24 protein-coding genes are annotated in these 23,760 nt (G+C 64.4%); 14 read left to right on the forward strand and 10 right to left on the reverse strand.

Translation table 11 applies throughout. The features are described 5' to 3' along the window. Positions 1 to 3 precede the first annotated feature (3 nt). The gene (nuoN, locus tag QRN63_RS21720; RefSeq protein WP_285032698.1) at positions 4 to 1,536 is read left to right on the forward strand and encodes an NADH-quinone oxidoreductase subunit NuoN; all 1,533 of its coding nucleotides are present in this window, start codon (positions 4 to 6) and stop codon (positions 1,534 to 1,536) included. A 109-nt stretch (positions 1,537 to 1,645) separates the two neighbouring features. Here nuoN and QRN63_RS21725 read toward each other — a convergent pair whose 3' ends face one another. After that, a complete protein-coding gene (locus QRN63_RS21725) occupies positions 1,646 to 2,884 on the reverse strand; it encodes an HNH endonuclease (RefSeq protein WP_285032654.1) in 1,239 nt (412 codons plus the stop codon). A 206-nt stretch (positions 2,885 to 3,090) separates the two neighbouring features. Here QRN63_RS21725 and QRN63_RS21730 point away from each other — a divergent pair, with 206 nt between their 5' ends. From QRN63_RS21730 to QRN63_RS21740, 3 genes are all read left to right on the forward strand, one after another. Beyond that, positions 3,091 to 3,573 carry a DUF2867 domain-containing protein gene (locus QRN63_RS21730; protein WP_285032655.1) on the forward strand — a complete coding sequence of 161 codons (483 nt, stop codon included), beginning with the start codon at positions 3,091 to 3,093 and terminating at the stop codon, positions 3,571 to 3,573. Next, positions 3,570 to 4,064: a polyketide cyclase gene (locus QRN63_RS21735; protein WP_267316284.1), complete on the forward strand. Its 495-nt coding sequence runs from the start codon at positions 3,570 to 3,572 to the stop codon at positions 4,062 to 4,064. The genes QRN63_RS21730 and QRN63_RS21735 overlap by 4 nt, the downstream gene beginning before the upstream one ends. Positions 4,065 to 4,223: 159 nt before the next feature. Then, entirely contained in the window at positions 4,224 to 4,793 is a 570-nt protein-coding gene (locus QRN63_RS21740) for a nitroreductase family protein (protein WP_285032656.1), read from the forward strand. 65 nt (positions 4,794 to 4,858) lie between these two features. Here QRN63_RS21740 and QRN63_RS21745 read toward each other — a convergent pair whose 3' ends face one another. Further along, positions 4,859 to 5,428 carry a carboxymuconolactone decarboxylase family protein gene (locus QRN63_RS21745; RefSeq protein WP_502888168.1) on the reverse strand — a complete coding sequence of 190 codons (570 nt, stop codon included), beginning with the start codon at positions 5,426 to 5,428 and terminating at the stop codon, positions 4,859 to 4,861. Positions 5,429 to 5,626: 198 nt separating this feature from the next. Here QRN63_RS21745 and pdxR point away from each other — a divergent pair, with 198 nt between their 5' ends. Together pdxR and QRN63_RS21760 are read left to right on the forward strand one after the other, a co-directional pair. Further along, positions 5,627 to 6,964 (forward strand): MocR-like pyridoxine biosynthesis transcription factor PdxR, encoded by a 1,338-nt coding sequence (gene pdxR / locus QRN63_RS21755; RefSeq protein WP_502888172.1) that lies wholly within the window; start codon positions 5,627 to 5,629, stop codon positions 6,962 to 6,964. Between the two features lie 18 nt (positions 6,965 to 6,982). Continuing rightward, positions 6,983 to 7,432: a hypothetical protein gene (locus QRN63_RS21760; RefSeq protein ID WP_285032659.1), complete on the forward strand. Its 450-nt coding sequence runs from the start codon at positions 6,983 to 6,985 to the stop codon at positions 7,430 to 7,432. Here QRN63_RS21760 and QRN63_RS21765 read toward each other — a convergent pair. From QRN63_RS21765 to QRN63_RS21785, 5 genes are all read right to left on the reverse strand, one after another. After that, positions 7,399 to 7,887: an MBOE_33420 family protein gene (locus QRN63_RS21765; RefSeq protein ID WP_285032660.1), complete on the reverse strand. Its 489-nt coding sequence runs from the start codon at positions 7,885 to 7,887 to the stop codon at positions 7,399 to 7,401. The genes QRN63_RS21760 and QRN63_RS21765 overlap by 34 nt on opposite strands. Before the next feature lie 95 nt (positions 7,888 to 7,982). Next, positions 7,983 to 8,507 (reverse strand): hypothetical protein, encoded by a 525-nt coding sequence (locus QRN63_RS21770; protein ID WP_267316281.1) that lies wholly within the window; start codon positions 8,505 to 8,507, stop codon positions 7,983 to 7,985. A gap of 312 nt (positions 8,508 to 8,819) precedes the next feature. Beyond that, positions 8,820 to 9,335 carry a hypothetical protein gene (locus tag QRN63_RS21775; RefSeq protein WP_267316280.1) on the reverse strand — a complete coding sequence of 172 codons (516 nt, stop codon included), beginning with the start codon at positions 9,333 to 9,335 and terminating at the stop codon, positions 8,820 to 8,822. Then, complete coding sequence (locus QRN63_RS21780; protein ID WP_285032661.1) at positions 9,328 to 9,903, reverse strand: hypothetical protein; 576 nt, start codon at positions 9,901 to 9,903, stop codon at positions 9,328 to 9,330. Before QRN63_RS21780 ends, QRN63_RS21775 begins: the two co-directional genes overlap by 8 nt. Before the next feature lie 337 nt (positions 9,904 to 10,240). After that, the gene (locus QRN63_RS21785; RefSeq protein WP_267316278.1) at positions 10,241 to 10,852 is read right to left on the reverse strand and encodes a TetR/AcrR family transcriptional regulator; all 612 of its coding nucleotides are present in this window, start codon (positions 10,850 to 10,852) and stop codon (positions 10,241 to 10,243) included. 87 nt (positions 10,853 to 10,939) lie between these two features. Here QRN63_RS21785 and QRN63_RS21790 point away from each other — a divergent pair, with 87 nt between their 5' ends. Then, complete coding sequence (locus tag QRN63_RS21790) at positions 10,940 to 12,046, forward strand: DmpA family aminopeptidase (RefSeq protein ID WP_285032662.1); 1,107 nt, start codon at positions 10,940 to 10,942, stop codon at positions 12,044 to 12,046. After that, positions 12,043 to 13,464 (forward strand): APC family permease, encoded by a 1,422-nt coding sequence (locus QRN63_RS21795; protein WP_285032663.1) that lies wholly within the window; start codon positions 12,043 to 12,045, stop codon positions 13,462 to 13,464. Before QRN63_RS21790 ends, QRN63_RS21795 begins: the two co-directional genes overlap by 4 nt. A gap of 64 nt (positions 13,465 to 13,528) precedes the next feature. Here QRN63_RS21795 and QRN63_RS21800 read toward each other — a convergent pair whose 3' ends face one another. After that, positions 13,529 to 14,200 carry a Crp/Fnr family transcriptional regulator gene (locus QRN63_RS21800; RefSeq protein WP_285032664.1) on the reverse strand — a complete coding sequence of 224 codons (672 nt, stop codon included), beginning with the start codon at positions 14,198 to 14,200 and terminating at the stop codon, positions 13,529 to 13,531. 284 nt (positions 14,201 to 14,484) lie between these two features. Here QRN63_RS21800 and QRN63_RS21805 point away from each other — a divergent pair, with 284 nt between their 5' ends. The 4 genes from QRN63_RS21805 to QRN63_RS21820 are packed head-to-tail and all read left to right on the forward strand — an operon-like array spanning position 14,485 to position 18,779. Then, positions 14,485 to 15,177 (forward strand): MspA family porin, encoded by a 693-nt coding sequence (locus tag QRN63_RS21805; RefSeq protein ID WP_285032665.1) that lies wholly within the window; start codon positions 14,485 to 14,487, stop codon positions 15,175 to 15,177. A gap of 2 nt (positions 15,178 to 15,179) precedes the next feature. Then, complete coding sequence (locus QRN63_RS21810) at positions 15,180 to 16,415, forward strand: hypothetical protein (RefSeq protein ID WP_285032666.1); 1,236 nt, start codon at positions 15,180 to 15,182, stop codon at positions 16,413 to 16,415. 47 nt (positions 16,416 to 16,462) lie between these two features. Then, complete coding sequence (locus tag QRN63_RS21815) at positions 16,463 to 17,698, forward strand: hypothetical protein (protein ID WP_285032667.1); 1,236 nt, start codon at positions 16,463 to 16,465, stop codon at positions 17,696 to 17,698. Between the two features lie 52 nt (positions 17,699 to 17,750). Further along, complete coding sequence (locus QRN63_RS21820; protein WP_267316271.1) at positions 17,751 to 18,779, forward strand: LppU/SCO3897 family protein; 1,029 nt, start codon at positions 17,751 to 17,753, stop codon at positions 18,777 to 18,779. Between the two features lie 937 nt (positions 18,780 to 19,716). Here QRN63_RS21820 and QRN63_RS21825 read toward each other — a convergent pair. Continuing rightward, positions 19,717 to 20,583 carry a glycoside hydrolase family 16 protein gene (locus QRN63_RS21825; protein WP_267316668.1) on the reverse strand — a complete coding sequence of 289 codons (867 nt, stop codon included), beginning with the start codon at positions 20,581 to 20,583 and terminating at the stop codon, positions 19,717 to 19,719. Positions 20,584 to 20,785: 202 nt separating this feature from the next. Then, positions 20,786 to 21,394 (reverse strand): TetR/AcrR family transcriptional regulator, encoded by a 609-nt coding sequence (locus tag QRN63_RS21830; RefSeq protein ID WP_267316270.1) that lies wholly within the window; start codon positions 21,392 to 21,394, stop codon positions 20,786 to 20,788. A gap of 44 nt (positions 21,395 to 21,438) precedes the next feature. Here QRN63_RS21830 and QRN63_RS21835 point away from each other — a divergent pair, with 44 nt between their 5' ends. After that, positions 21,439 to 22,596 carry a phosphotransferase family protein gene (locus QRN63_RS21835; protein WP_285032668.1) on the forward strand — a complete coding sequence of 386 codons (1,158 nt, stop codon included), beginning with the start codon at positions 21,439 to 21,441 and terminating at the stop codon, positions 22,594 to 22,596. After that, complete coding sequence (locus QRN63_RS21840) at positions 22,597 to 23,712, forward strand: Rv3169 family protein (RefSeq protein ID WP_285032669.1); 1,116 nt, start codon at positions 22,597 to 22,599, stop codon at positions 23,710 to 23,712. Positions 23,713 to 23,760 lie beyond the last annotated feature (48 nt).

Raw genomic sequence — 23,760 nt, forward strand, 5'->3', positions numbered from 1 at the left:
CCCATCCCCGCGCCGTCCGTCGAGTACGGCCTGCTGTCCCCGATGCTGATCGTGTTCGGCATCGCGCTGGCAGGTGTACTCGTGGAGGCCTTCGCACCGCGCTCGGTGCGGTACCGCGCGCAGGTTGCGCTGAGCATCGGCGGCCAGGCGGTGGCGCTGGTGGCCGTGGTCTCCCAGGCGCTGCAGCTGGGTTCGGCGATCGGCCGGCCCGCGGTCCTCGGGGCGATCGCCATCGATCGTCCGGCGCTGTTCCTGCAGGGCACCCTGCTCGGGGTCAGTCTGTTGGCGACCTTGCTGATGGCACAACGGGTTCCGGACGGCAGCGGGCTGGCCGCGTTCACTCCACAGGCCGCGACGGTGCCCGACAGCGCCGCTGAGCAGATCGCCCTCAAAACCGGTGTCACCCAGACCGAGGTATTCCCGCTGGCGATGTTCGCGCTCGGCGGCATGATGCTGTTCGGCGCATCCGACGATCTGCTGACGATGTTCGTCGCGCTCGAGGTGCTGTCCCTGCCGCTGTACCTGATGTGCGGTCTGGCCCGGCGAAATAGGCTGCTGTCACAGGAAGCTTCGCTGAAGTACTTTCTGCTGGGGGCGTTTTCGTCGGCGTTCTTCCTCTTCGGCGTCGCGATGCTCTACGGCTACTCGGGCAGTCTGAGCCTCACGGGCGTTGCTGCCGGCCGCGGACCGGCCGCCCTGGGCCTCGTCGGCATCGCACTACTGTGCGTCGGGCTGTTGTTCAAAGTCGGTGCGGTGCCATTCCATTCGTGGGTGCCCGACGTCTATCAAGGGGCGCCCACGCCGGTGACGGCCTTCATGGCGTCCGCCACCAAGATCGCCGCATTCGGCGCCTTGCTGCGGGTCTGCTACGTGGCGCTGCCCGCGCTGGCCAATGACTGGCGGCCGGTGCTGTCGATCATCGCGGTGTTGTCCATGGCGGTGGGTACGGTGATCGCCATCGCGCAGGACGACGTCAAGCGCATGCTGGCGTACTCGTCAGTGGCACACACCGGTTTCATCCTCACCGGCGTGATCGCGCTCAACGACAGCGGGCTGTCAGCCTCGTTGTTCTACCTGTTCGCCTATGGGTTCAGCACCCTCGGTGCATTCGCGGTCGTCAGCGTGGTGCGCCGCGCCGACGGTGACGAGGAAGGTGACCTGCGCCGGTGGGCCGGACTCGGACGCCGCCATCCATTCTTCGGTGTGGTGTTCGCGCTGTTCCTGCTGGCCTTCGCCGGCATTCCGCTGACCAGTGGATTCGTCAGCAAGTTCGCCGTCTTCAAGGCCGCGGCCGAAGGTGGCGCCTCATCTCTGGTCGTTATCGGTGTGGTCGTCAGTGCCATCGCCGCGTACTTCTACGTCCGGGTGATCGTCCTGATGTTCTTCACCGATCCGGTCGAGGACGGCCCAGAGGTGCAGTCGGGCACGCTGAGTACCGCGATGATCGGGCTCACCGCCTTCGTGACGCTGGCGCTGGGTGCCGTCCCGCAACCGGTGCTGGACCTGGCCAACCACGCGGGCCAGTTCCTGCGCTGAGCAGCTGACCAACCGCCGACCTGCGCGACCGGCAACGGGCCGGCACCCAGCCCCGAACACTGTTGAATTATCAAGGTGCAGATCAGGTTTCAGGCTGCGCGCGAGGCGGTTAGGCCGCCGCGTCGAGTCGCATGGTGCGGCGGTTGTATGCGGGGATGGGTGTGCGTTGTGGGTTGACGGTGGCGGGTGGGATGAGCCAGGGGTGTCGGTCGAGGCCCATGACGACGTCCCAGCCGTCGTGGTGGACGTTGGCGTGGCACGCCGGGCACAGCAGGCAGCCGTTGCCCTGAGATGTCTCGCCGCCGTGGGTCCAGTGCACGATGTGATGGGCGTGGGTGCGGCCCGGGGGTGCGCCGCATTTGATGCAGCACTGATCGCGCAGATACAACGCTTTCCGGAGGTGCGGCGGGAACAGCCGTTTCTCCCGCCCCATGTCCAGGGGCACCTGCTCGCCATCCACGACGACGGTCGTCACAGCCGTGTCGCAGGTCAGCCGTTCCAGGGTCATGGTGCTGATCGACCCTATGAACGCCAACTCCGCCAAGTCCGGGGTGCCGGCGGGCACCGTCACCAACAACTGGGTACGTGGCGCGGACGCGACGTCCCCGCCGCGGGCGGCGATGTCGAGCACCGCCTCCAGGGCATCGGCGCGGCGCCGGCTGGCGGATCGGGTGTCGGGGCTGCCGTCGGGTTCGGGTCGCGGCGCCGACAGCTCTTCCACCGCGGCGACCAGCTTCGCGCCGACTTCGGCATCCAGATCCGCCCGCACCTGCAGCCGCCCGTCACTGGTCACCCGGTGATCGAGGGTGTTGACCGACCGATCCTCCGCGGCCGGCAACCCACCTTCGGCGGCGGCGGCGCGGTTGCCGAGTTTTCGGGCCCGGTCCGCGATCGCGGCCGGGGTGGCTCCGGAGAAGAACTGCCCCAACAAATCCGTCACCTGGCGAAACCGGGCCGCCTCGTCCACCTCACCGGGGGAGCGGGCTCGAATGTGGTTGATGCCTTTGACGATCGCATCGACATGCTCACCCGAGACCGCCCCATCGCGGGCATGGACGGCCAATGTCGGCAATATCGGTAGTGCGCCGCCGACCCGGATCAGGCGTTCGGCCACCGACGGCGCACACCCCAGAGTGATCAGCAGCTCTCGCATCGTGCGCCCCTGCCCCGCGGCCACCCCACAGCGGTCCAGCACCCCGGTCAACTTCGCCAACAGATGATCCGCAACGCCACGCATCCTCAACAGACACTGCGCTACCTCCAGTGCGTCGTCCCCGGCCATCTCGTCAGGAAGGACCACGTCACGAAGGTGGTCGAGAAGGGGATTGAGATCCGGTGCGATTCCCATGCCTAATTGTATCGAACACCTGTTCGAACAGCAAGTGGTTTTCCGGCGTACCAAGACATCGGTGACAATCCGCCGCTCGCGGCCGTCGCGCCGGCCTAACACTCGTTGAACTCGCCTTCGGCGCGCGGTGCCCACCCGAGTGGTACCCAGTTCTGCCATGAAACTGGCCCCTGACAAGCGGCCAATGAGTACCTAGCCTCGTAACCATGGCGACGGAGTTGGCAGTTGGGCATGCCCGCCAGGTGAGCCTGGCAGGTGTCGCCCCGCCTCCACACCTCCAGCAGGCCGACTACCTCGATGTCTTCGAAGTCACCATCGGCGAATCCGACGTTCGCACTCCTGAGATGCTGGCGCGGGAGGCGCTCGAGCACTCCGCACCACCTATCCGCGAGGGGATCCGGTTCGCGCACAAGGCGTTCCTGCTGTTCCGGCTCGGGCCGGCGGATTCACCGCAGCATGTCCTCGGGTGGCGGATCGCAGAGTCGACGCCCGATGCAGTTCGCCTGGAGGCGAATTCGCCGCTGATGAACGGAACATTGATCCTGCGGCGAGCGAATGCCTCGACAGGCCAACTCATCACCGCACTGCACTACAAACACCGGCGGGCTGCGGCGGTGGTCTGGCGGGCCATCGGCCCCATCCATCGTGCAGCCGCCCCGTACCTGATGAACAAAGTGGTCATCCGATGATCGGTGACCGCTGGGGCGTCACCGACGCCGAGACCATGGCGCGCTACGGCTGCGATAACTACGTCGCCAGCCCCGCACTCGAGGCGTGGCGTGGAGTGTCCGTGAATACCACGCCAGATCGGTTGTGGCCGTGGGTTGTTCAAGTTCGCCTGGCACCGTACTCCTACGACTGGATCGACAACCTGGGCCGGGAATCTCCGCGCGAGCTGTACAACCTGGACGATCCTCGACCCGGTGATCCATTCACCGCGAGCGCCGGCCGACCACTGGGCAAGGTGCTCTCGGTGGACCATCAGGTGCAGTTGACGGCGCAGATCATCGGCGCTCACATGTCCTATCGGCTGACGCCGATCGACGAACACAGCACTCGGCTGGTACTGAAAGTGACTGCACCGCAATCTTGGCGGCTCGCCGCCCCCCTGCTCAGCGTGGGCGATCTCGTCATGGCGCGGCGGCAGCTGCTCAACTTGAAGCAGCTCGCCGAAAAGTAGCGGACGCCCGATTTGTGATGCAGGTCACATCATGGACCTGTCGCGAAATGCGCTCCAGATGCATCTCAAGGATCTCGCCCAACGGCTCCAACGGACACCACTAGTTTCTGCTACGCCACATTGGTTGTGAAACAAGGTGTTTCCGCTCATGATGCTGGTGTGACGGAGTGTGAGAATGCCGCGGCTGATCGAGTCCACCCGCTCTTGGCGGAGCGGTTCAGCCCGGTGTCGTTCGACCGGGCCGCGTCCCTGAGTGATGTTCAGGTCGACATACTGCTCGAGGCCGCCCGGTTGACGCCATCGGCCGGAAACTCCCAGCCATGGATGTTCATCGTGGGTCGGCGTGATGACCCGATCCACTCGCGGATCGCAAGTCACCTGGCACCCAGCTCAGCGCGATGGGCTCTCGATGCTGCGCTGCTGGTCGTGAATCTGGCTCATGTCCTCGTCGAGGACACGGACTGGGAGTTCTCCGAGTTTGCGCGATATGACCTCGGACAAGCCGTCGCCCACATGACGATTCAGGGCCTGGTCATGGGACTCGGTGCGCATCAGTTCCGCGCGTTCGATCGCGCTGCCGTCGCCCGCGAGTTCGGTGTCCCGGCCGCGTGGGAGGTGACGTCGATGACGGCTTTGGGGCCGGCAGCGCGTCCGTCGGACGAGGAGACCGAGCCTGCCCCGGGCCGGGCTCGAATGTCACGACGCGAAATCACCTGGGCCAGAGCATGATCGCATCAGCCGCGAACCGCAGCGGCTGCTCAACTGTCTGATGGCGACGCTGAAGAACAGCGGCATCATGCGACGGAATCATTTGCGCCACTTCGGGTCTCGGGCTGCGGGATCAGACATACCGTTCCGCCCGCCGTGTCCATCGGCCGAATGCCCAGCCCCTGGTTCAGCCGGCCACGCTGGTTCTCCCAGGCGATTTCAGCAGCGATCTCCGTCAACTGCGCCTTACTCAGGTGTGTGAGCAGCTCCTCGCGCAGGCCTTCTGAGATGATCGCCGGCGTACGGGACATCTCTTCAGCGAATTGAATGCACAGCTTCTCGAGGTGCGTGAACTCGCCGCTGTCGCGGTACGTCACCAGGGCGATCAGCTTCTCCTCCGAGAACCCCTCACTGCGGCCGAGCGTGTCAGAGATGTCGATGCAGAATTCACAATGGGTCAACATCGCCGCCTTGATTCCCGCGAGCAGCTTCAGTTCGGTGGGCGCCCGGCCGCTGAACAGCAGCGCCATTTCGTAGAGCCCGTTCGCCGCCGCGATGAGCGGGCGCCGGATCAGCCAACCCGGTAAGTCCCAACGATTTTGGCGGGACTTCGCCAGGACCACAAGGTGTACCCAGATGCGCTTCAGGATTCTCACGACGTGTTCTCCTCGATTCCGTTGCCGGCGGACGGCGGCGGTATAGCCTCATGCTAGGTCGCCATTGGACACAGGTTAGGAACCAATATTTCGGCTGAAACGGGTACCACTTCAGGTCCGGAGCTGCTCATCGAGCTGGACCGGACCAGTGGTGCCGACGCACTGCATCGCCAGCTGGCCGACGGTCTGCGGGACGCGATCCGAACCGGCCGGCTCGCGCCGAAGACCCGACTGCCCTCCAGTCGCGTGCTCGCCGCCGACCTTCAGGTGTCGCGACGCCTCGTCGTCGACGCATACAGCCAACTCGTCGCCGAGGGCTTCCTGCAGAGCCAACAAGGTTCTGGCACCACGGTTACCGCCGTCGACACGACTGCCGGGATGTCGCAACCCTCGCGTCCAGACCGTCGAACATTCGACATAGACTTCGCGCCCGGGGTGCCCGACCTTTCGAGTTTCCCCCGGCACAGTTGGTTACGCGCGCTGCGCCAGGGGCTGTCCTCCATCGAATCCCAGTCCCTGGGATACACCTCCCCCAAGGGTCTGCCCGACGCCCGCACCGCGGTGTCGGACTACCTGCGACGCACCCGAGGTGTGCTGGCCGATCCACAGCGCGTCGTGTTGTGTTCCGGGGCGACGCAGGCCATCGCGCTACTCGCTCACGTGCTGCGAAATCGCTCCGTTGCGATGGAGGATCCCGGATTCTGGTTGCACCGCATGGTTTTCCGCCACCACGGCATCGAGCCGCTCCCGATTCCGGTCGATGACGACGGGCTCGACGTGACGGCGCTCGCCAACACCACGGCATCGACAGTGCTGACGACCCCCGCCCACCAATCCCCGACCGGCATCGTCCTGTCCCCTGCCCGTCGCACCGCGCTGCTCGAATGGGCACGGGCGGGCAATCTGGTCATCGAGGATGACTACGATGCCGAATATCGCTACGACCGGGCACCTGTCGGCGCGCTGCATGCCCTGGCGCCGGACCGTGTCATCTATCTCGGCTCTGTGAGCAAGACACTGGCACCCGGCTTGCGGCTCGGTTGGATGGTCCTGCCCCCGGACCTTGTCAGGCCCGTGGTGTCGGCGAAAAGTCTCGCCGACACCGGCAGTTCGGTCATGGATCAGCTCGCCTTCGCGGCCCTGCTCCGTTCCGGTGACTACGATCGGCATCTGCGGCTCATGCGCCGCCGATATCTGGCCCGGCGCAACTACCTGCTGCACGCACTGCGCGAGTATCTGCCAGACGCCACGGTGCTCGGTGCCGCGGCGGGCGTCCATCTCACGGTGCGTCTACCCGACGACTGCGACATCGAAGACATCGTGCGCCGAGCCGCAAGCCGGCGTGTGCGGATCGATCCGCTGTCGTGGTGCTACACCGAACCCGACTGTGCCCCGCCGGGATTGATACTCGGCTACGCCAATCTGACTGAGTCACAGATCGATACCGGCGTACGGGCCATCGCCGCCGCGGTCGGCCACTCCTCGCAAGTGGTACCCGATATCAATGGGAAAGTGGCGCCTGACTCCGGACCATGAGGCACCTAGCCTCGGAGCATGACGACGCAGACCTCGTTGCGGATCGTGTTGGTCATCTGTGTGGCCCTCGGCCTGATAACTCTGGTCTTGGGCATCTGGGCGTTCGTCGCGCCGATGTCATTCTTCGAAGTGCTCGCACCGTTCGAGCCCTACAACCGCCATTTTCTGCATGACGCCGGCGTCCTGCAGATCGGTGTCGGAGTGGCGATGCTGCTGGCCGCGGCCCGGCGTTCGCCCGTGGAAGTGGCACTCGGCGGCTTCATTGCGTTCGAAGCACTCCACGTCGTGTCGCACGTGATCGACAGAGCACTCGGCGGCAGGCCGGCCTTCGACATCCCGGCCCTGACAGTGCTGACCGTCGCAGGTCTGGCCGCGCTGATCGTCGGTCGACGGCAGCGCGGCAACACCCAGCCCACGACGCCCACACCAACCGACTACGCGGGCGTCAAGGTGAACGGCAGCCAGTAGGTCCCGGCCCCGTCACCGGGGCAGCCCGGCGCTGCCACGGTGAACGTCCGCTCCCCGGTGAAACTGCCGTCACCGTCGGGTTTCAGGAAATCAGACCGGAATGCCGTCACCGCAACACCATTCGGGCCGCAATGGAACGGATAGTCCCCTGAGGACTCCCAGCGGTCACCCGCCCAGCGATAGTCGAACAGCGCGGGTGCGTTCGGATTCTCTTTGAGCTCAGTCACTCTCAGCCAGTGCGCAACACAACCGCGGGCGTCGCACACGGTCCGGAACTGGGCCGCCTGCGTCGAGGGGTCCGAGGTATCAGGGCGACCGTTGAATGTTTGACGCGAATGATCGAGGAACGTGTCGTAGCTCCCGTACAGCGGCACCGGTTCTGGTCGGTCGGCGTGCGCCTGCGGGACGGCCACCAACGACGCCAAGGCCAGGGTCACACAGATTTTCGGCAGCATGACTCTGAATAGCACACTGCCCGAAGTTCCGGGTCGATCTCGCACAGGCGAGCCGCGGCCCTACGTCACGATCAGTCTCACGTACTACCGGGCGGCTAACATCGGAGTCGCCACCGATCGACCGTGTTCCGCAATGTGTAGGTATGCCAGGAATCTCCGTGCAGTAGCAGGGTGACCTCGCTGGGTCCTGATGGTGGGTAACCGACACCGGAGTCGTCGAAACAGATGGCGTCTATGTCGTTGCCCACGAACACGCTGACGCCGATCACACCAGATGGGCCGACCAGCAACTCCCGGTCCGGGTTGCGGCGATCGCCGATTGCCAACAATCCGCCGGCGATGTTGAGGTGGCCATCAAATGCTCGGACGCCAAGCCCACCGGTGTCCGAACCCGAGAGCACGCGGACCCGGATCTGCCGGCCAACGACGTCACATTCGTGGGCACTCATCGTCCGTACCCACAGCGCCTGCTGCACCGGTGCGGGTTCAGGGTCGATATCTGCCTGTACGTAGGCACCCGTAATTCCTTGCACCCCAGCGTCTTCGATTACCACAACGTCGCGGTCGGGTGCGATCAGAATGTCGCACAGCAGCTTGTTCGTAGCCGTTCGCGCGGCCATGTCTCCTCTTTCCGCCGCCAAATATGACAATTACATTTCCCTCGACTTCGCGAGCGCGCCTCATGCCGAGCGAGAGTCGATGCTGCTCAATCTGCCCACGGATCGTCCGCGAAGTACTGCCCCGGATCGTGTGGACTGCTCCGGTCGGCCGTCTCTCCCGGTTGGCGAGCGGGGCCCGTGATCGCCACCCAGAACAGCATCGGTACCGACGCGAGACACCGCAGAATCCTCGGAACGTAGCGAAACATTTTGTTCCCCTTGGTCTATCGGGTGGCTCCGGCGGCGTCAGTCGCATTCACGCCTGCGGGCCCGTCACACACTGGTCGAAATCGATAGCGCGGCAGCAAATTCGAGAAGTCGTCCCATTTCTTCCTGGCCATCGTCTGTGTTCTTGTCGAAGAGGTAGCACTCGAGGTAGTGCTGACTGTCCTCGGGAGTGGTCCGGGTGGTGCTGTTGACTATCGGCGTGTACAGCCGGAGCCGCACCGACACCAGCTCGTGAGAACCGTCGGGCAGGACGTCATAGTCGGTGTGCAAAGCCTGATCACTCAGCCGCGAGAGCAGCACGGTCCGCACCGAGGACTGGAACATCGGGTGCGGCAATCGATCATCGTGACCAGCGCATTCCGTGTCAGAACCGTGCCAGAGGATCAACCGCCGACCGTCGGTGACCGCGACTTCCTGCCACGTCGGGCGCTGGGTGAGTACGAACGAGTAGACAGCATCGAAGTTGATGAAAGCGCGCAAATTGTTCAGCGCCGCTTCGGGATTGCGGACGCCGAGCATTACCGCCTGCTGAAGCTGCCTGTGCGATGCCCAATCACCCATGTGCGGCGAGCACCCTTCCGAATTGAATCAGCCGTTCCATCTGCGCTCGACCGCCGTCGGTCACAGACTTCGTGAACAGCAGTTCTTCGCTGAAAGACTCCGTCCTCGATGGGGTCTTGGCCAGCGTGTAGTCAGCCGTAGTGGTCACCAACCGCAGTTCGACACTGTGCAGCGACCGCCCGCCACGGTGGTCGACGCGATAGCCAACCTTGAGGTTGCGGTCGGTCAACGCGGACAACGGAATCGAGCGCAGCGTGGATGTCAGCAAGGGTGCGCCGGGCTCGGGATCGTCGTCGTCGGTGAGTTCATCGTCACCCATCCACAGCAGCAATGTCCGGCCGTCTGTCACAGCGACCTCCTGGTACAGCGATTCCCGCGAATCCTCTTGTTCGAGCGTGCGTTCCATGACGAAGGCCCTGATCGCGGTCGGATCCATCACTCGGTACAACGCTTCCACCGCGATTGCCGGATCGCGCAGGTACGCCTCCGCTGCTTGCGCCAAATCCGAGTAGGGTGCCCAGTCCTGGTGAGTGGCCGGCCCGGCGGGTTGATCGGGTGATTCGGTCATCGACGTCAGCTCCCGGACGGCCCCAGCACGCGCGGTGCGGGCAGCACCCTCGTCGGCGAGCAACCACCCATGACCACATCCCCTGTCCAGCGGACCAACCTTGCGTACACCCGTCGCCGATGACGAGCCTGTGCAAGGTGTAGTCGGGAATCAGAGGCAAAACCGAACGGTGATCTGGCTCACAAACTGGCGGTGGTGCTGAAAACTGGTCTCCCCCGCCGGCCGCAACACCATGTTCTGCGGATGGAATCCCGGCGAACCGATTGTCCTGAACCCGTGGCGGTAACAAAGGATCCAGCCGGACGAGCTGTTCGCCAACCAGTAATCAGCGTGCAGCTCAGTCGATCTCGGGAAGCGGCACCCCGACCACAAGCTCCGCATACTGGCGCATCAGCCGCAGCGCCGTCGCGCGGCTCAGGTCCGGATCGCGTGCGGCGATCCGGTAGCCGAAGTAGTCCTCCATCGACATCAAGGTCATGGCAATATCACGCGCCGGGTGCCGCAAGCGGAACACTCCGCTGTCTTGGCCGCCCGACAGCAGATCGGCGTACAGACCGACCTGCCGGTGATAAATGCCCTGTACGTCGCTGCGCTGGTCAAGCTCGAAGCCAGCCGACAGCACCGCCCGCCAGATCGCACGCCACTCCGCGTCCTCGGGCCCGGTCGGCAGGCCGGCAGCCATCGTCATCACCAGCTGCTCGCGCACATCGGTCGATGACCTCTGCAACTCAAGCCGCGCATCGTAGAACCGCACGTCGGAACGCAGCGCCAGCTCGGAGAGCAGCTGCGTCACGTCTTTGAAGTAGTACCGCACCGCGTTGGTGGTCAGCCCCAGTTCCTCGGCGACATCGGCCAGCTTGAGGGTGGCCAGGTCGTGTCGCTCGATCAGTGCGATCGCGGCATCCATGATGTCGCGACGCCGCTCCTCCTGCTTGTTGGGCCGGGCCATGGCACCAATCTTGCCCGTTCTATTGCGAGACGGAGCACGCGGGCGCATAGTTCTTTTCCACTTAGGAAAAAAACTCTGGGAGGGGTAATGCGAGCCAGAGATCTCGGCGTGGTCATCGGGGAGCATCCCACCGGCCCGGCCAATGCCATCACCGACGTCGCGGGCGTCCGGGTCGGGCACACCACCCTGCAGTACGACGGCGTCAACACCGGCGTCACCGTCGTCGTCCCGCATGACGACATCTGGACCGAGCCGGTGTTCGCCGGTTCACACCGCCTCAACGGCAGCGGTGAACTCACCGGCCTGGAGTGGATCCGCGAATCCGGCGAGCTCACGAGCGCTATCGGGCTGACCAACACCCACAGCGTCGGCGTCGTGCGCGACGAACTGGTGGCCGCCCAGGTCCGCGCCCGCGGCGCAGGCCTCTACTGGTCGCTGCCGGTCGTCGGCGAAACCTACGATGGCCTCCTCAACGACATCAACGGCTTTCACGTCCGTCCCGAGCACGCCCGCCAAGCGCTCGAGGCGGCGTCCACGGCACCGCCCGCCGAGGGCAACGTGGGCGGCGGCACCGGGATGATCTGCCACGGCTTCAAAGGTGGCATCGGTACCGCATCGCGCAGCACCGAGACAGCCGTCGGGCGGTACACCGTCGGGGTGCTCGTCCAGGCCAACCACGGCCGGCGGGAACGACTCCGGATCAACGGCGTGCCGGTCGGCGAACTCATCGGAGCCAGCCAGGTGCCGCTGCCGGACCTGCCCAAGCAGTACGCCCCGGGATCGGGCTCGATCATCGTCATCATCGCCACCGACGCCCCGCTACTCCCCCATCAGTGCACCCGATTGGCGCAGCGCTCGGCGCTGGCGGTGGGCCGCCTCGGCGGCACCGGCGAGCAGTACAGCGGTGACCTGATGCTCGCGTTCTCGACAGGTAACCGCGGCATCCCACCGTATGCGTGGGACGAGGACACCTCCACCACACACCCAGAAGTGGCCTTGCGGATGGTCGCACCGCAGCTGATGACCCGGCTGTTCGATCTCACCATCGAGGCCACCGAGGAGGCGATCGTCAACGCGATGGTCGCCGCCACCACCATGACCGGACACAACGGTTTCACCGCCCACGCCATCGACCACGATCTGCTGCGCCAGGCATTGCACCCCGATACCTCTGCACCCGAGGAGATTTCATGACCACTGCACCAGCCGAGACGCAAGGGCGGCGGCTTTCCGGGCGCCTGGGCCCCGTCGGCATCGTCTTCATGGTTGTCGCGGCTGCCGCCCCGCTGACTGTCATCGGCGGCAACATGCCGTTGGCGATGGGCCTGGGCAACGGCGCCGGCGCACCCGTGGGATTCCTGATCGCCGCCCTGGTGCTGCTGGTCTTCAGCGTCGGCTTCGTGACCATGACGCCACACGTCCCCGAGGCCGGGGCATTCTTCTCTTATGTGACCGTCGGCTTGGGCGAGCGCATGGGCAAAGGCATCGCGGTTGTCGCGCTGATCGCCTACACCGCCATCCAGATCGGCATCTACGGCTACATCGGATGGGCCATCTCCGACACTGTCGCCCACTACCACGGCCCGGTAATCCCTTGGCCCGTCTACTCATTCGTCGTACTGGCGATTGTCGCCGTGCTCGGCTACCGGCACATCGAGCTGAGTGCCAAAGTCCTGGGCGTGGCGTTGGCCCTTGAGATCGGCATCGTGGTCGTGCTCGACGCGGTGATGGTCGCCAACCCCAGCCCGGCCGGTGTTACCTTCACCTCCTTCGAACCCGCCACCTTCACTCAGGGCACCATCGGCATCGCCATCCTGTTCGCCCTCACCGGGTTCATCGGATTCGAGGCCACCGCCGTTTTCCGCGATGAAGCCCGCGATCCCGAGCAGACCATCCCGCGCGCTACCTACGCCGCGGTGATCATTATCGGCGCGTTCTACGCCATCACGGTGTGGGCGTTCGTGGTGGCCGTCGGGCCGGATCAGGTGGCCACCGTGGCGAAGAAAACCCTCGCGGGCGAAGGCAACATGCTGCTGGACACCACTGGCGACATGCTGGGCACCGTCGGCCGCGACATCGTCAACGTCCTCCTGCTGAGCAGCCTGTTCGCCTGCGTGCTGTCGTTCCACAACGTGATCGCGCGCTATCAGTTCGTGTTGGCCGGCAAGGGCCTGCTGCCCGCACGGCTGGCCAAGGTACATGACGACCACGAATCACCGTCGTTCTCCTCGCTGGTGCAAACGGCCACCGCCGCAATCATTGTCGCCGTACTGGCGATCCTCGGCATCGATCCGCTGGTCGGGGTGTTCGGCTCGATGGCCGGCGTCGCAACGGTTGGCATGGTCCTACTGATGCTGACCACTTCGGTGGCAGTGTTGGTGTTCTTCCTGCGTAACCGAGAGCTGGGGACGGACGGTTTGTGGACGAAGCGCATCGGCCCGGCGTTGGCGGTGCTCGGACTGCTGGGCAGCCTCTGGCTGGTGCTGTCGAACTTCACCCTGGTCACCGGTGGCAGCGCGACGCTCAGCACGGTCCTAGCCGCGGTCCCGTTCCTCGGGCTCGTCGTCGGATTTGTGGCCTGGCGACCGTCGCGGGCGCTGTCGGCCAACTAGCAACGACAACCAACCAAGTACTCGGGTTCCCGCATCGAGCCCATCACGCCCGCGCGTCCCGACATCATCTCGCGCGCTTGGCCAGCGCAGCTGGATCGACAATGCTGATCGTCTTGCTGTGCATACGGATCCAGCCTCGATCGACGAATGCAGCGAAAGCTTTGTTGGCCGATTCGCGGGTTGAGCCCGCGAGCTGGGCAAGTTCGTTCTGGTTGAGCTGATGGTCGATTCGCAGTGTGCCGTTGTCTGATTCGCCGAATCGGTTGGCTAGGTCGAGGAGCAGGGTGGCGAGGCGTCCGGGAACGTCGTTGAACGTCTGGTCGCACAGCTTGTTGGTGGTTCGGCGCAGACGGCGTGCCAGCAGGCGGAGCATCTGTTCGGCAGCCTCGGGTTTCTGGCTCATCCACGACAGCAGTGCTGTACGCGTCATTGTCGCGGCTCGTACAGCGGTGATTGTGGTGACAGACGATGTGCGGGGCCCAGGGTCGAGGAGGGCGAGTTCACCGAAAACATCCGAGGGCCCAAGGACGGCGATCAGGCTATCGGAGTTTCTGCTTACGCACGCGACTTTGACTCTGCCGGAGGTGATGATGTACAGCCGGTCACCGGCATCACCTTCGCGAAACACGTTGCACCTCTGAGGAAATGACACCCATTCAAGCTGGTCGACCGCCGCGGCCAGAACATCCGGACCGACGCCTTGGAAGATGCTGGCGCGCGCCAACGCTACGTTCACCGCAGGCCCATCCTGGCCGATGCCATCCCTAGACACAATGCACGCTCATCGTTATCTCCCATTTGCTAGCACCGCCCGACCGCTCGCTTTCCTAGATTAACTATCAGGTTTGCTGCTAATACCTCGCGAGCGTACGGGTTGACGCGCCAGTCAGCTTATGCGATTGTTCGCGGTATTGAGTGAAAGGCCAAGCGAGCCGGGGGGCTTGGGGCTGGTCTTCACAGGGGGATTCATACATGGTCGAATTTGGGGTGCCCTCGCGGCACTTGGCGGCGGTGGCAGCAATGTTCGCTGTATCCGTCGTGGCTTGTGTATGCGCGGCGGGTGTGGTGATCGCTGATCCGCAGCCGATGCCGGACAGGTGGACGCAGTTCGTCACCGATGACGGCTGGGTGGTGGATGTGAACACCACCAACGAGGTGATCAACCACATCGACAATCTGGCCGGCGCGTCCAACTCGTGGCAGGCCCGGATCACCTTGCGGTCAGAAGCCCGCATCACCGGCACCGGCGGCGCCGTCATCCAGGACGCCCAGCTCGAATCCGGCTATTTCGTAGGGTGCCGCACCGACTCCTCGCCCGGTGTCGAGGTCGGCGCCGATATCGGCATCACCCCTTACCAGCAGATCAACGGCCAGGTCTACGGCGGCGGCTACGGGCAGGGCCAAGGCGGCGCCGGCGGTGGAGGAGGCGGCGGCGGCGGCTTCGCCGGCGCATCCGCCGGGGCGACCCTCGGGGTGCAGGAACATCTCGGCGGGTATATCCGGGTACTGCTCAAACCCGGTGGGCTGGCGCAAGTTCCGATGGACCGGATCAGCTTGCGCAGCATGCACGCGGTGTCCAACCTGCGCGATCAGAACATCGAAGCCGATGGGTGCGGCGGCCAGGTGAAAATCCAGTCCTACACCACCATCCGGGTGCGCACCGACAACGGCAACGACACCCAGACCCTCTACGGCGAACCCAAGGACTTGTGATCGTGGCAACCGCATTGCGTGTCGAACACCAGCGACGGTCCCTCGTCCAACGCGCGGCCGTCACCGCAGCGGTGTTTCTCACCATGACCAGCGTCGGTGGTGTCGTCAGCGTCGCCGGCACCGCCGGCGCAGACCCCGCGGCACCGGCACCGCCTCCCGTACCCGTGCCGGTGCCGCGGCCCATGCCCGAAGACCCCGGGCGGGTCAATCCCATTGGCGGAGCTCGGGTTTCCTCCACCACGCCGCAGGGCGAAACCGCCGGCATGGAACGACCCCTGGCCGCCCAGGTCGAACGCGGCGCGGCGACGGTGCCGATGTGGGCCAAGGACGGCATCTTCGCACCCACCGCGCACCCCAACCGGCAGATCGCCATCCACCTACCAGGGGAAGTCACATTGGGTCCGGCTGCCTGGCTACCGGGTGGCGGTGCGGTCTACGGCTCGAACGACGTTGATTACCAAGTCGTCCCGTACGCCGGTGGCGGCGTCGATATCACCGTGACCCGCAAGACCGTCTTCTCCGCCTCCACGATCCCATTCGGGGTCAAAATGCCTGCCGCGACGCACCTTCGGCAGGGTAACAACGTGGTTTTGGTGGAAACCGATGCCGCACCGGGCAATCCGGCCCGCGTGATCGGCACCTTCAGCATTCCGGCGACCACCGACGCCAACCAAGCCCTCGTCGGCGTGACACCCACGCTGGGGCCGGGTTTCCCGCCAGGAGAATCCAACCTCACCATTGACCTCGGCCCGACAAGCATTTTCGCGTTTCCTGTCACCATCACCCTGTCCTACCGAGCCTCCGACGCCGCGACCACCGGCGCACCAGCCCCCAACTGGGCCGGACTGCCAGCCGGAACACCCGCCACTGCGGTCACTCCCCCCGCGCCGACTGGGTATGTGACCGACCCGACCGGCGCCCACCGACCCGACGGTGTGGATCCCTCCGTCTATGCGCAGCGCCATTCCGGGCACTGCCAAGGCGGGCCCGACACTTATGCCTCGGGCGATGGGCGTTCGGCGAACTTCGTAGCCGCCTGCCAGACGCAACAACTCTGTCTCGCAAGCACTCCCACACGCACGTCGGTGGACTCGTGCAACGACCGCCTGCTGGCCCACATGTCGATCCAGTGCGTGACGGTGTTCGGTCAAACCGGCGACGACTACGACGCCTGCATCCGCACCGCCTCCGACGAAGTCGCCTGGGCCAAAGCCAATATGGCCGGCGGACCAGGCTGACCCGATCCGCTTCGTTGCAGAAGTATTGAGCCAGAGAGGAACGGCCCGTGACGCCGACGAGACAACGTCAATCACTGCTTACGCCGCGTCGCCGGCGGGTGATCGCGGTCCCTGCGATTGCGGCGGTTTTGCTCGCCGCTGTCATCACCACCACTCATGATGACCGCAGTTCAGTGTTGTCGGCGCTGCCCGGTGCCACTGGACAACCAGCACCCACTGGCCCCACGGGCGGCGACTCGGGTGGAGGCATGGGCGGGCCGCCTTTCCCGATGCAGCCACCGGATATGCCAGGCGGCCCATCGAACGGGGACAACGGTGGTGCGTATCCGGCCCCGGACCAAGGCAATGGTGTTTCAATCTACAATTCGGATGCCCCGAAAAGCCCCGGAAGCCAGGATGGCTATCAGAAGGGCACCAACAACCCGCAGCAGTTGCAGCCAGCCAACGGCACACAGCCGCCCGATTACGATGCGCCACTGCAAACCGCGGCACAGCCGTCGCTCGCTCCGACGCAGGCACCACGCAGCGCCGCACCACAACAGCGGCAGCCCAGCCCGGCGCAGCAACCGGAGGATGAAAAACCAAGTTCACCGAAGGGGACTCAAGGGCCGACCGCGCTCGAATCGTCAGTGCCACCCACATCGACGAATTCGCCTAACAGTGGCTCCGATCAGGAACAAAGCCGCGATAATTTCAGGTGTCTCAATGCAGCTCCCGTTATCCAGTTCAACTCCATGAGGGGCACGGTTATGATCGGTCTGATCGATGGCGGGCAATGCAATAGCTGCGATACCGAAAAGCCGAGGGAAAAACCCAACAACTGCGGCAACGATTTCGTAACGGGTGTAGGGCTCCGTCCCGCCAGCCCCGGCGCCGAGGGCGGATTGGAATCGATCATGGTCTATCCCACCCAGAAAGCACGCATGGTCGCGTTGAACTCCGGAGGCGGTGTCCTGTTTGCTGACACGCCTCCCGAGCTAAAACAGCTCCCCGCTACCTTGGCGAACGGGTCCGAGGCCGCATTCACAATGTGGGGTGAAATAGCGTGTCATGCTCAAGCAAGTAACTTGATGAGTCCGTCTGATCCATCGAAATCAGTCTATGATCGCATTCAGCAGAATCCGGATAGTATTTTTCAACAATTTATGTGTCACTTTTATGGTGCGCAAAAGAAATTTTGGGATGCTGACGGCGGATACGCCAAGCCATCCTGGAACTTGGAATGGGCTCGCCCGGCCGAAGGTACGTTCAGCATTGCATTCGGGTTTCATCCATGCAATTAACAGGCCAGGCGATTACTACGTCATGTTCGAGTGAAATATCGAGGAGCGTGAAATGACGCGTTACGCAAAGTGGGTTGCCGCGATCAGCACGGCCGTAGCGATCGTCTGGTTCTACTTCTGGTGCACCGCGCCTAATGTGGTAGGTATCGACGGGCCGGAACGGCCGCGAATACCCGCCGGCCTGGCTATTGCTGTTGCAGTGTCGCTGCTAGGGTGGTGGGGCGTATTAGTGTCGCGAGCCGCACGCAAAGATGGGCACTCTCTCCGCAGTCGCTCCATCGTCGGCGCATTTGCACTGGTGGCTATCCCTCTACTGTTATCCGTATTCCTCGTCATCTTCTCCAATGAAGTTTTCGGAGTAATGCTGTTCCTGACGGTGGGGATCCCCGCATTTCTCGGCGCGTCGCTGGTTTCCTTTGGCGACAACAGTCGCACTGCTTCCGGTTCGAAGATCGACGAATATTTGAACGAACCAGCGAAGGGGAGGCGCGCCAAGGTTCGCAGAAGAGTACTGTGGGCAATAGCGGGGCTGCTCGTTATCATTGGCGCGTTGCTCGCCTTTATTGGAATTCCATTTTCCAATTTTGAATCGGAAAAGTCTAGCGAATCTTCAGCGGTTTCCAAAAGTGATAACTTCTCCAACATCCGTGGCGAATTTCGCGGCACATCCCAGCGATCTCCCTTGGGCACAGTCGGTGACTGCGTCTCCATTACTGGGCCGAGTAGAAATGAGGCGATCGTCCAGCAAGTTAATTGCGGCGATAAATCGGCCGCGTATCGAATCTTCCAGCTGGCGGAACAACCTGGCGACTGCGCTGTTGATTCGGATCAGCGGTATGCGCCCAGGCGGACAGACGAAGGAAGCCTCATCCTCTGCCTGGATTACAACTGGGCTCACGGACTATGCATCTTCCCCGGAAATAGCCATGGACTCTGGCACGCAGTTCGTGATGACTGTAGATCCGGCGGCGAACAACCTATCGAGGTGCGATACGACACGGCGAATGCCCAGGGATGCCCTACGGGCGGGTACCCACATCAGGTACGAAGATTCACCGTATGCTCCACGTTACTGCCATAGAGGCCATCGGCCGGACGCTGATGACACCGCCGCGGCCCCTCAGCCTTTCGCCGATTGATCGTATGCAGGCTTCGTCCGAAATGCGCTTGCCCGATTCAAGCGGGCGCATCACGGGTGTGGTCTTAAAGTGGTCGAATGGGGCCTAGTAGTAACCGGGAAATCTCTAGCCAACCTGGTCGACGAGATCAATCGCCTGACAAGTTCGCGCCCCACGCGCGCCAGATGTTGAGTGCCTACGCCGCGTTGGGAACCGGCCCGCTTGAGTTGATCGGTTCCGCGTTCGGTCGCCTCATCGACAAGACTCGCCGGGCACCTGAGCCGATTCGGCGACTACTTTGGGGCCAGCGACGCTAGCTGCCCATGGGAACCGTCATCCGCGCGGCGCTCCGGGGGTCTACCGGCTGGGCCATACATTCAGCACGTTGGGTGGTCGAAGGATTACGTCGGTGGTGACACGCCCAGCTCTGTGCTCGGCAACATGAGTTCCCATCCGATAGCCCGGTGATGATCGAAAACGATGGAACCCAAGGGCTTCCCGGCGCAGTCACGCTCAGCACAGCAGGCTGACCTACATCGCCTCAGCGGCCACAGCCGCCAAACAGATACTGTCCGCCCACGATGAGCGCGACGGTGACCATCAAAGCCACCACGACCGGCCACCAACGAGCGACGCGCCACCACGGCCGGTCGCGCCGCCAGAAGTCCCCCACGACGATTCCCCCTGAATACACACGCTTTGACACCCGACAGCAGTGTCGGCGTCCTGCGAGGTGTAGTCGGCGGCTCGTCCTGAAACCGAACGACAACTGACGGTGATCTCGCGCACAGCAGGTATCGGCGCCGGCCAAAAGCCGGCACGACCGGCTGGCTAGCGCCAGAGATCACGGGCGCCCCAGGCTAGAGACCCGGGCAACACCGGCCATCGCCGGAGCCTTGATCAGAAGACGCGGATCCAGTCGATCAGCATCTCGGCGGGGTAATTGCCGCCACCGGGCTCGCGGCCGCCGGAGCCACCGACAGCGAGATTGAACACCGGGGCCAAGGTGTAGCCCGGATCGTTGAAGGGCCAGTCGTCCAATGAATTGGCCGGCACCGTGAAAAACGGCTCTTGCCCCGGCGCGTAGTCCTTCCAGAAGTACATTCCGGTCGGCTGCCAGGTCATCCGCCAGGTATGCCACCCACTGTCAATGGGGTGCGGATCGGTGGCGAACGACGTGCCGTCCAACCGGGCGTGCACCGTCGTCCCCGACGGCCAGTCCCGGTTGCCGTACCACTCGACCAGATCGACCTCACCGCCGCGGGCCGGATCGTCATTGAGCAGCCAGAAGGCCGGCCAGGCGCCGTCGGTCAGGCAGTTCAGCTTGATCCGCGCCTCCCAGGTGGTGCCGACTCCACCGCGCCAGTTTCCGACGACCTTGGCGCTCGCGTAACGCTCCTGAATGTTCGCCCCCGGACCACGGGTGGCCCTAATGACGAGGTTGCCCTTGCCGTCCTGGAACACGTGCTCCTGATCGGTCACGTAACGGCCCATGTTGTACGGCTGGTCCCATTCGACGGGGTTCCGGATGACCTCGCGCTCGGGCACGATGAACCACCACGCCGGATCCGGAGGTGCACCCGCAGGGCCGTTGAATTCGTCCCGGAACAGCATCGCCGGGCCTGCCGATGAGCCGGCAGGCGCGGCCCCCGGGCCAGTTCCCGGGCCCGGGGCAACGGGCAACGGGTCGGCGTCAGCCTTCGGGGAACCCAGCACGGTGGTAACCGCGCCCAGGCCAACCATCATCATGATCTTGCGACGATCCATGTCCGGCACATCAGCAATCGTAGGCGACGCAACGTCGCGACACCGTGAGCACGTAACCCGATCGCGGACGTGTTCGCGCTCGTCGCCGCGGCGGATTTCCACCGCAGTTCGCTCTCTGCGGCCCGCAGGCACGCGGATGACGATGTCCAGACCAGTGCCGGGCAACACCGAGATCACGTACAGGAAGTTCCGGACGAAACCGTCAAACCCCGCTGATCACACCATGTGTCACGATGGCCGCCGTCTCGTCGACCCATTGCTCGTCGAGTTCGCTCTCCGGATGTAGCAGCATCCGCAGCATCGTTGCGCCACCGATGATTTCGATGAGCCGTTCTGGCTTGACGTCGGCCTGCACCTCGCCGCGCTCGATGCCGTGCTCCAGCCGGACCCGCACGACGTCGAACAGCCCGTGGAAGCGTGCGACGACCCGGGCGTTGAGTTCCTCGTCGGCGCTCATGTCGGCCATCAATCCGGGTAGCGCCGCCCGCACCGCAGGACTGGTGAACACATCACGCGCCGCGGCGATCATGGCGCGGATGTCACCGACGATGTCCCCTTCCGGGGTCCCCAGCGCGGACGGCGTCGTCGGGAACGCCGCTTCATGCACCAACTCGGCCTTGCTCGACCAGCGGCGGTACAGCGCCGTCTTCGTGGTACCCGCACGCTCGGCGATCGCCGCCATTGTCAGGTTGGCGTAGCCGACTTCAGGCAGCAGTTCGGCGGCAGCGGTCAGCACCGCGGCATCGATCCGGCGGTCGCGGGGCCGCCCCGCGCCAGAGGGCTTGTCAACCGGTTGCAGGTCTGATTTCATAACGCTACGCATCGTATCGTAATTACCTCGGGAAGGAAGGTTCAGTGCCGAACCAACCGGCGGAAGGCTCCGTCACGGTCGAAACGAACGTCGACCATATTCAGCGCTCCAGCCGCGACGTGACAACAGTTCCGGACATCCTGTCACAGTGGCTGTCCACAGTGATGGAAGGCGGCATCAAGCCCGACATCACCGTCGAGAGCGGAGTCGATTCCAATGGAATGTCCTCCGAGACAATCATTCTCACGGGCCGCTGGACCGAGAACGGCACGCCGGTGGAGCAAAAGTGGGTCGCCCGGGTCGCGCCGACCGCCGAGGACGTCCCCGTCTTCTCCTCCTACCGCCTGGACCACCAGTTCGACGTCATGCGCATGGCCGCCGAACTCACCGACGTCCCCGTCCCGCGTGTCCGCTGGCTCGAGAACACCGGTGAGGTCCTCGGTTCGCCCTTCTTCCTGATGGACTGCGTCGATGGCGTGGTCCCGCCGGACGTCATGCCGTACACCTTCGGCGGCAACTGGTTCGCCGACGCCACCCCGGAGCAGCAACGCACCTTGCAGGACAGCACCGTCGAGGCCATCGCCAAGCTGCACTCGATCCCCGACGCGGAAAAGACCTTCGGCTTCCTCCAGGAAATCGACCCACCGGGCGACACCGCGCTACGCCGCCACTTCGGCTGGCTCAAGGACTGGTACCAATTCGCGGCGTCAGGCCTGGGCCGCTCGCCGTTGGTCGAGCGCGCCCTCGTCTGGCTGGAGGACAACTTCCCCGAGGACGTGGCGGCGTCTGAATCAGTTCTGGTGTGGGGTGATTCGCGCATCGGCAACGTCATGTACCAGGACTTCCGCCCGTCCGCGGTCCTGGACTGGGAAATGGCCACCGTCGGCCCGCGTGAGTTCGACGTCTCGTGGATCATCTTCGCGCACAAGGTGTTCCAGGAGCTGGGTGGTCTGGCCGGGCTACCCGGCCTGCCGAACGTGCTGCGTGAAGAGGATGTGCGCGCGACGTACAAGGACTTCACCGGCGTCGAGGTCGGCGACCTGCACTGGTTCTACATCTACTCCGGCGTGGTGTGGTGTTGCGTGTTCATGCGCACCGGGGCCCGCCGCGTGCACTTCGGCGAGATGGAACAGCCCGAGGATCTCGAGTCGCTCTTCTACCACAAGTCTTTGCTGGAGAAGCTCCTGGAAGGAACCGCCTGAATGCTCGGCCCCATGGACGAATATCCGATCCACCAGGTCCCTCAGCCCATCGCGTGGCCGGGATCCAGCGACCGGAACTTCTACGACCGCTGTTACTTCAATGCCCACGACCGCACGGGCGACATCTTCGTCATCACCGGCATGGGCTACTACCCCAACCTCGGGGTCAAGGACGCCTACTTCCTCGTTCGCCGCGGTGACACTCAAACAGCAATCCACCTGTCCGACGCCATCGACCAGGACCGGTTGAACCAGCACGTCGTCGGCTACCGCATCGAGGTCACCGACCCGCTGCACCAGGTACGCATCGTGCTCGACGAGACCGAGGGTATTGCCGCCGACCTGACGTGGAACGGCCTGTTCGACGTCGTGCAGGAGCAGCCGCACATCATGCGGCAGGGAAATCGGGTCACGCTGAATGCGCAGCGCTTCGCTCAACTGGGCTCCTGGAGCGGCACCCTCGCCATCGACGGCGAAGACATCAAGGTCAGCCCGGACACGTGGATCGGCTCACGCGACCGGTCCTGGGGCATCCGCCCCGTCGGTGAGGCCGAGCCGGCCGGCCGGCCGGCGGATCCGCCGTTCGAAGGTATGTGGTGGCTGTACGTGCCGATCGCGTTCGAAGAGTTCTCGCTCGTGATGATCATCCAGGAGGCCCCGGACGGCTTCCGGTCGCTCAACGACTGCAGCCGCGTCTGGAAGGACGGGCGCGTCGAGCAGCTCGGCTGGCCGCGCGTGAAAATCCACTACGTCTCCGGAACCCGCATCCCCACCGGGGCCACCATCGAGGCGACGGCGCTGGACGGCACACCCGTCCGCTTCGACGTGGAATCCAAGCTGCCGGTGCCGATCCATGTGGGCGGCGGCTACGGCGGTGACGCCGACTGGCTGCACGGCATGTGGAAGGGCGAGAAGTTCACCGAGCGCCTCACCTACGACATGACCGACCCCGGCATCATCGCGCGCTCCGGCTTCGGCGTCATCGACCACGTCGGCCGTGCGGTGTGCCATGAGGGCAGCAAGCCGCCCACCGAAGGGTGGGGTCTGTTCGAGCACGGCGCGCTCGGCCGGCACGACCCGTCGGGCTTCCCCGACTGGCTGACCATGGCCCCCTAGATTTGCTCGCTTACGAGCAAACAGAAATGTCCTCGGCACAATGGCGTG

Origin of the sequence: Mycolicibacterium sp. lyk4-40-TYG-92 (genome assembly GCF_030209435.1) — a bacterium.
Taxonomy (GTDB): Bacteria; Actinomycetota; Actinomycetes; order Mycobacteriales; family Mycobacteriaceae; genus Mycobacterium.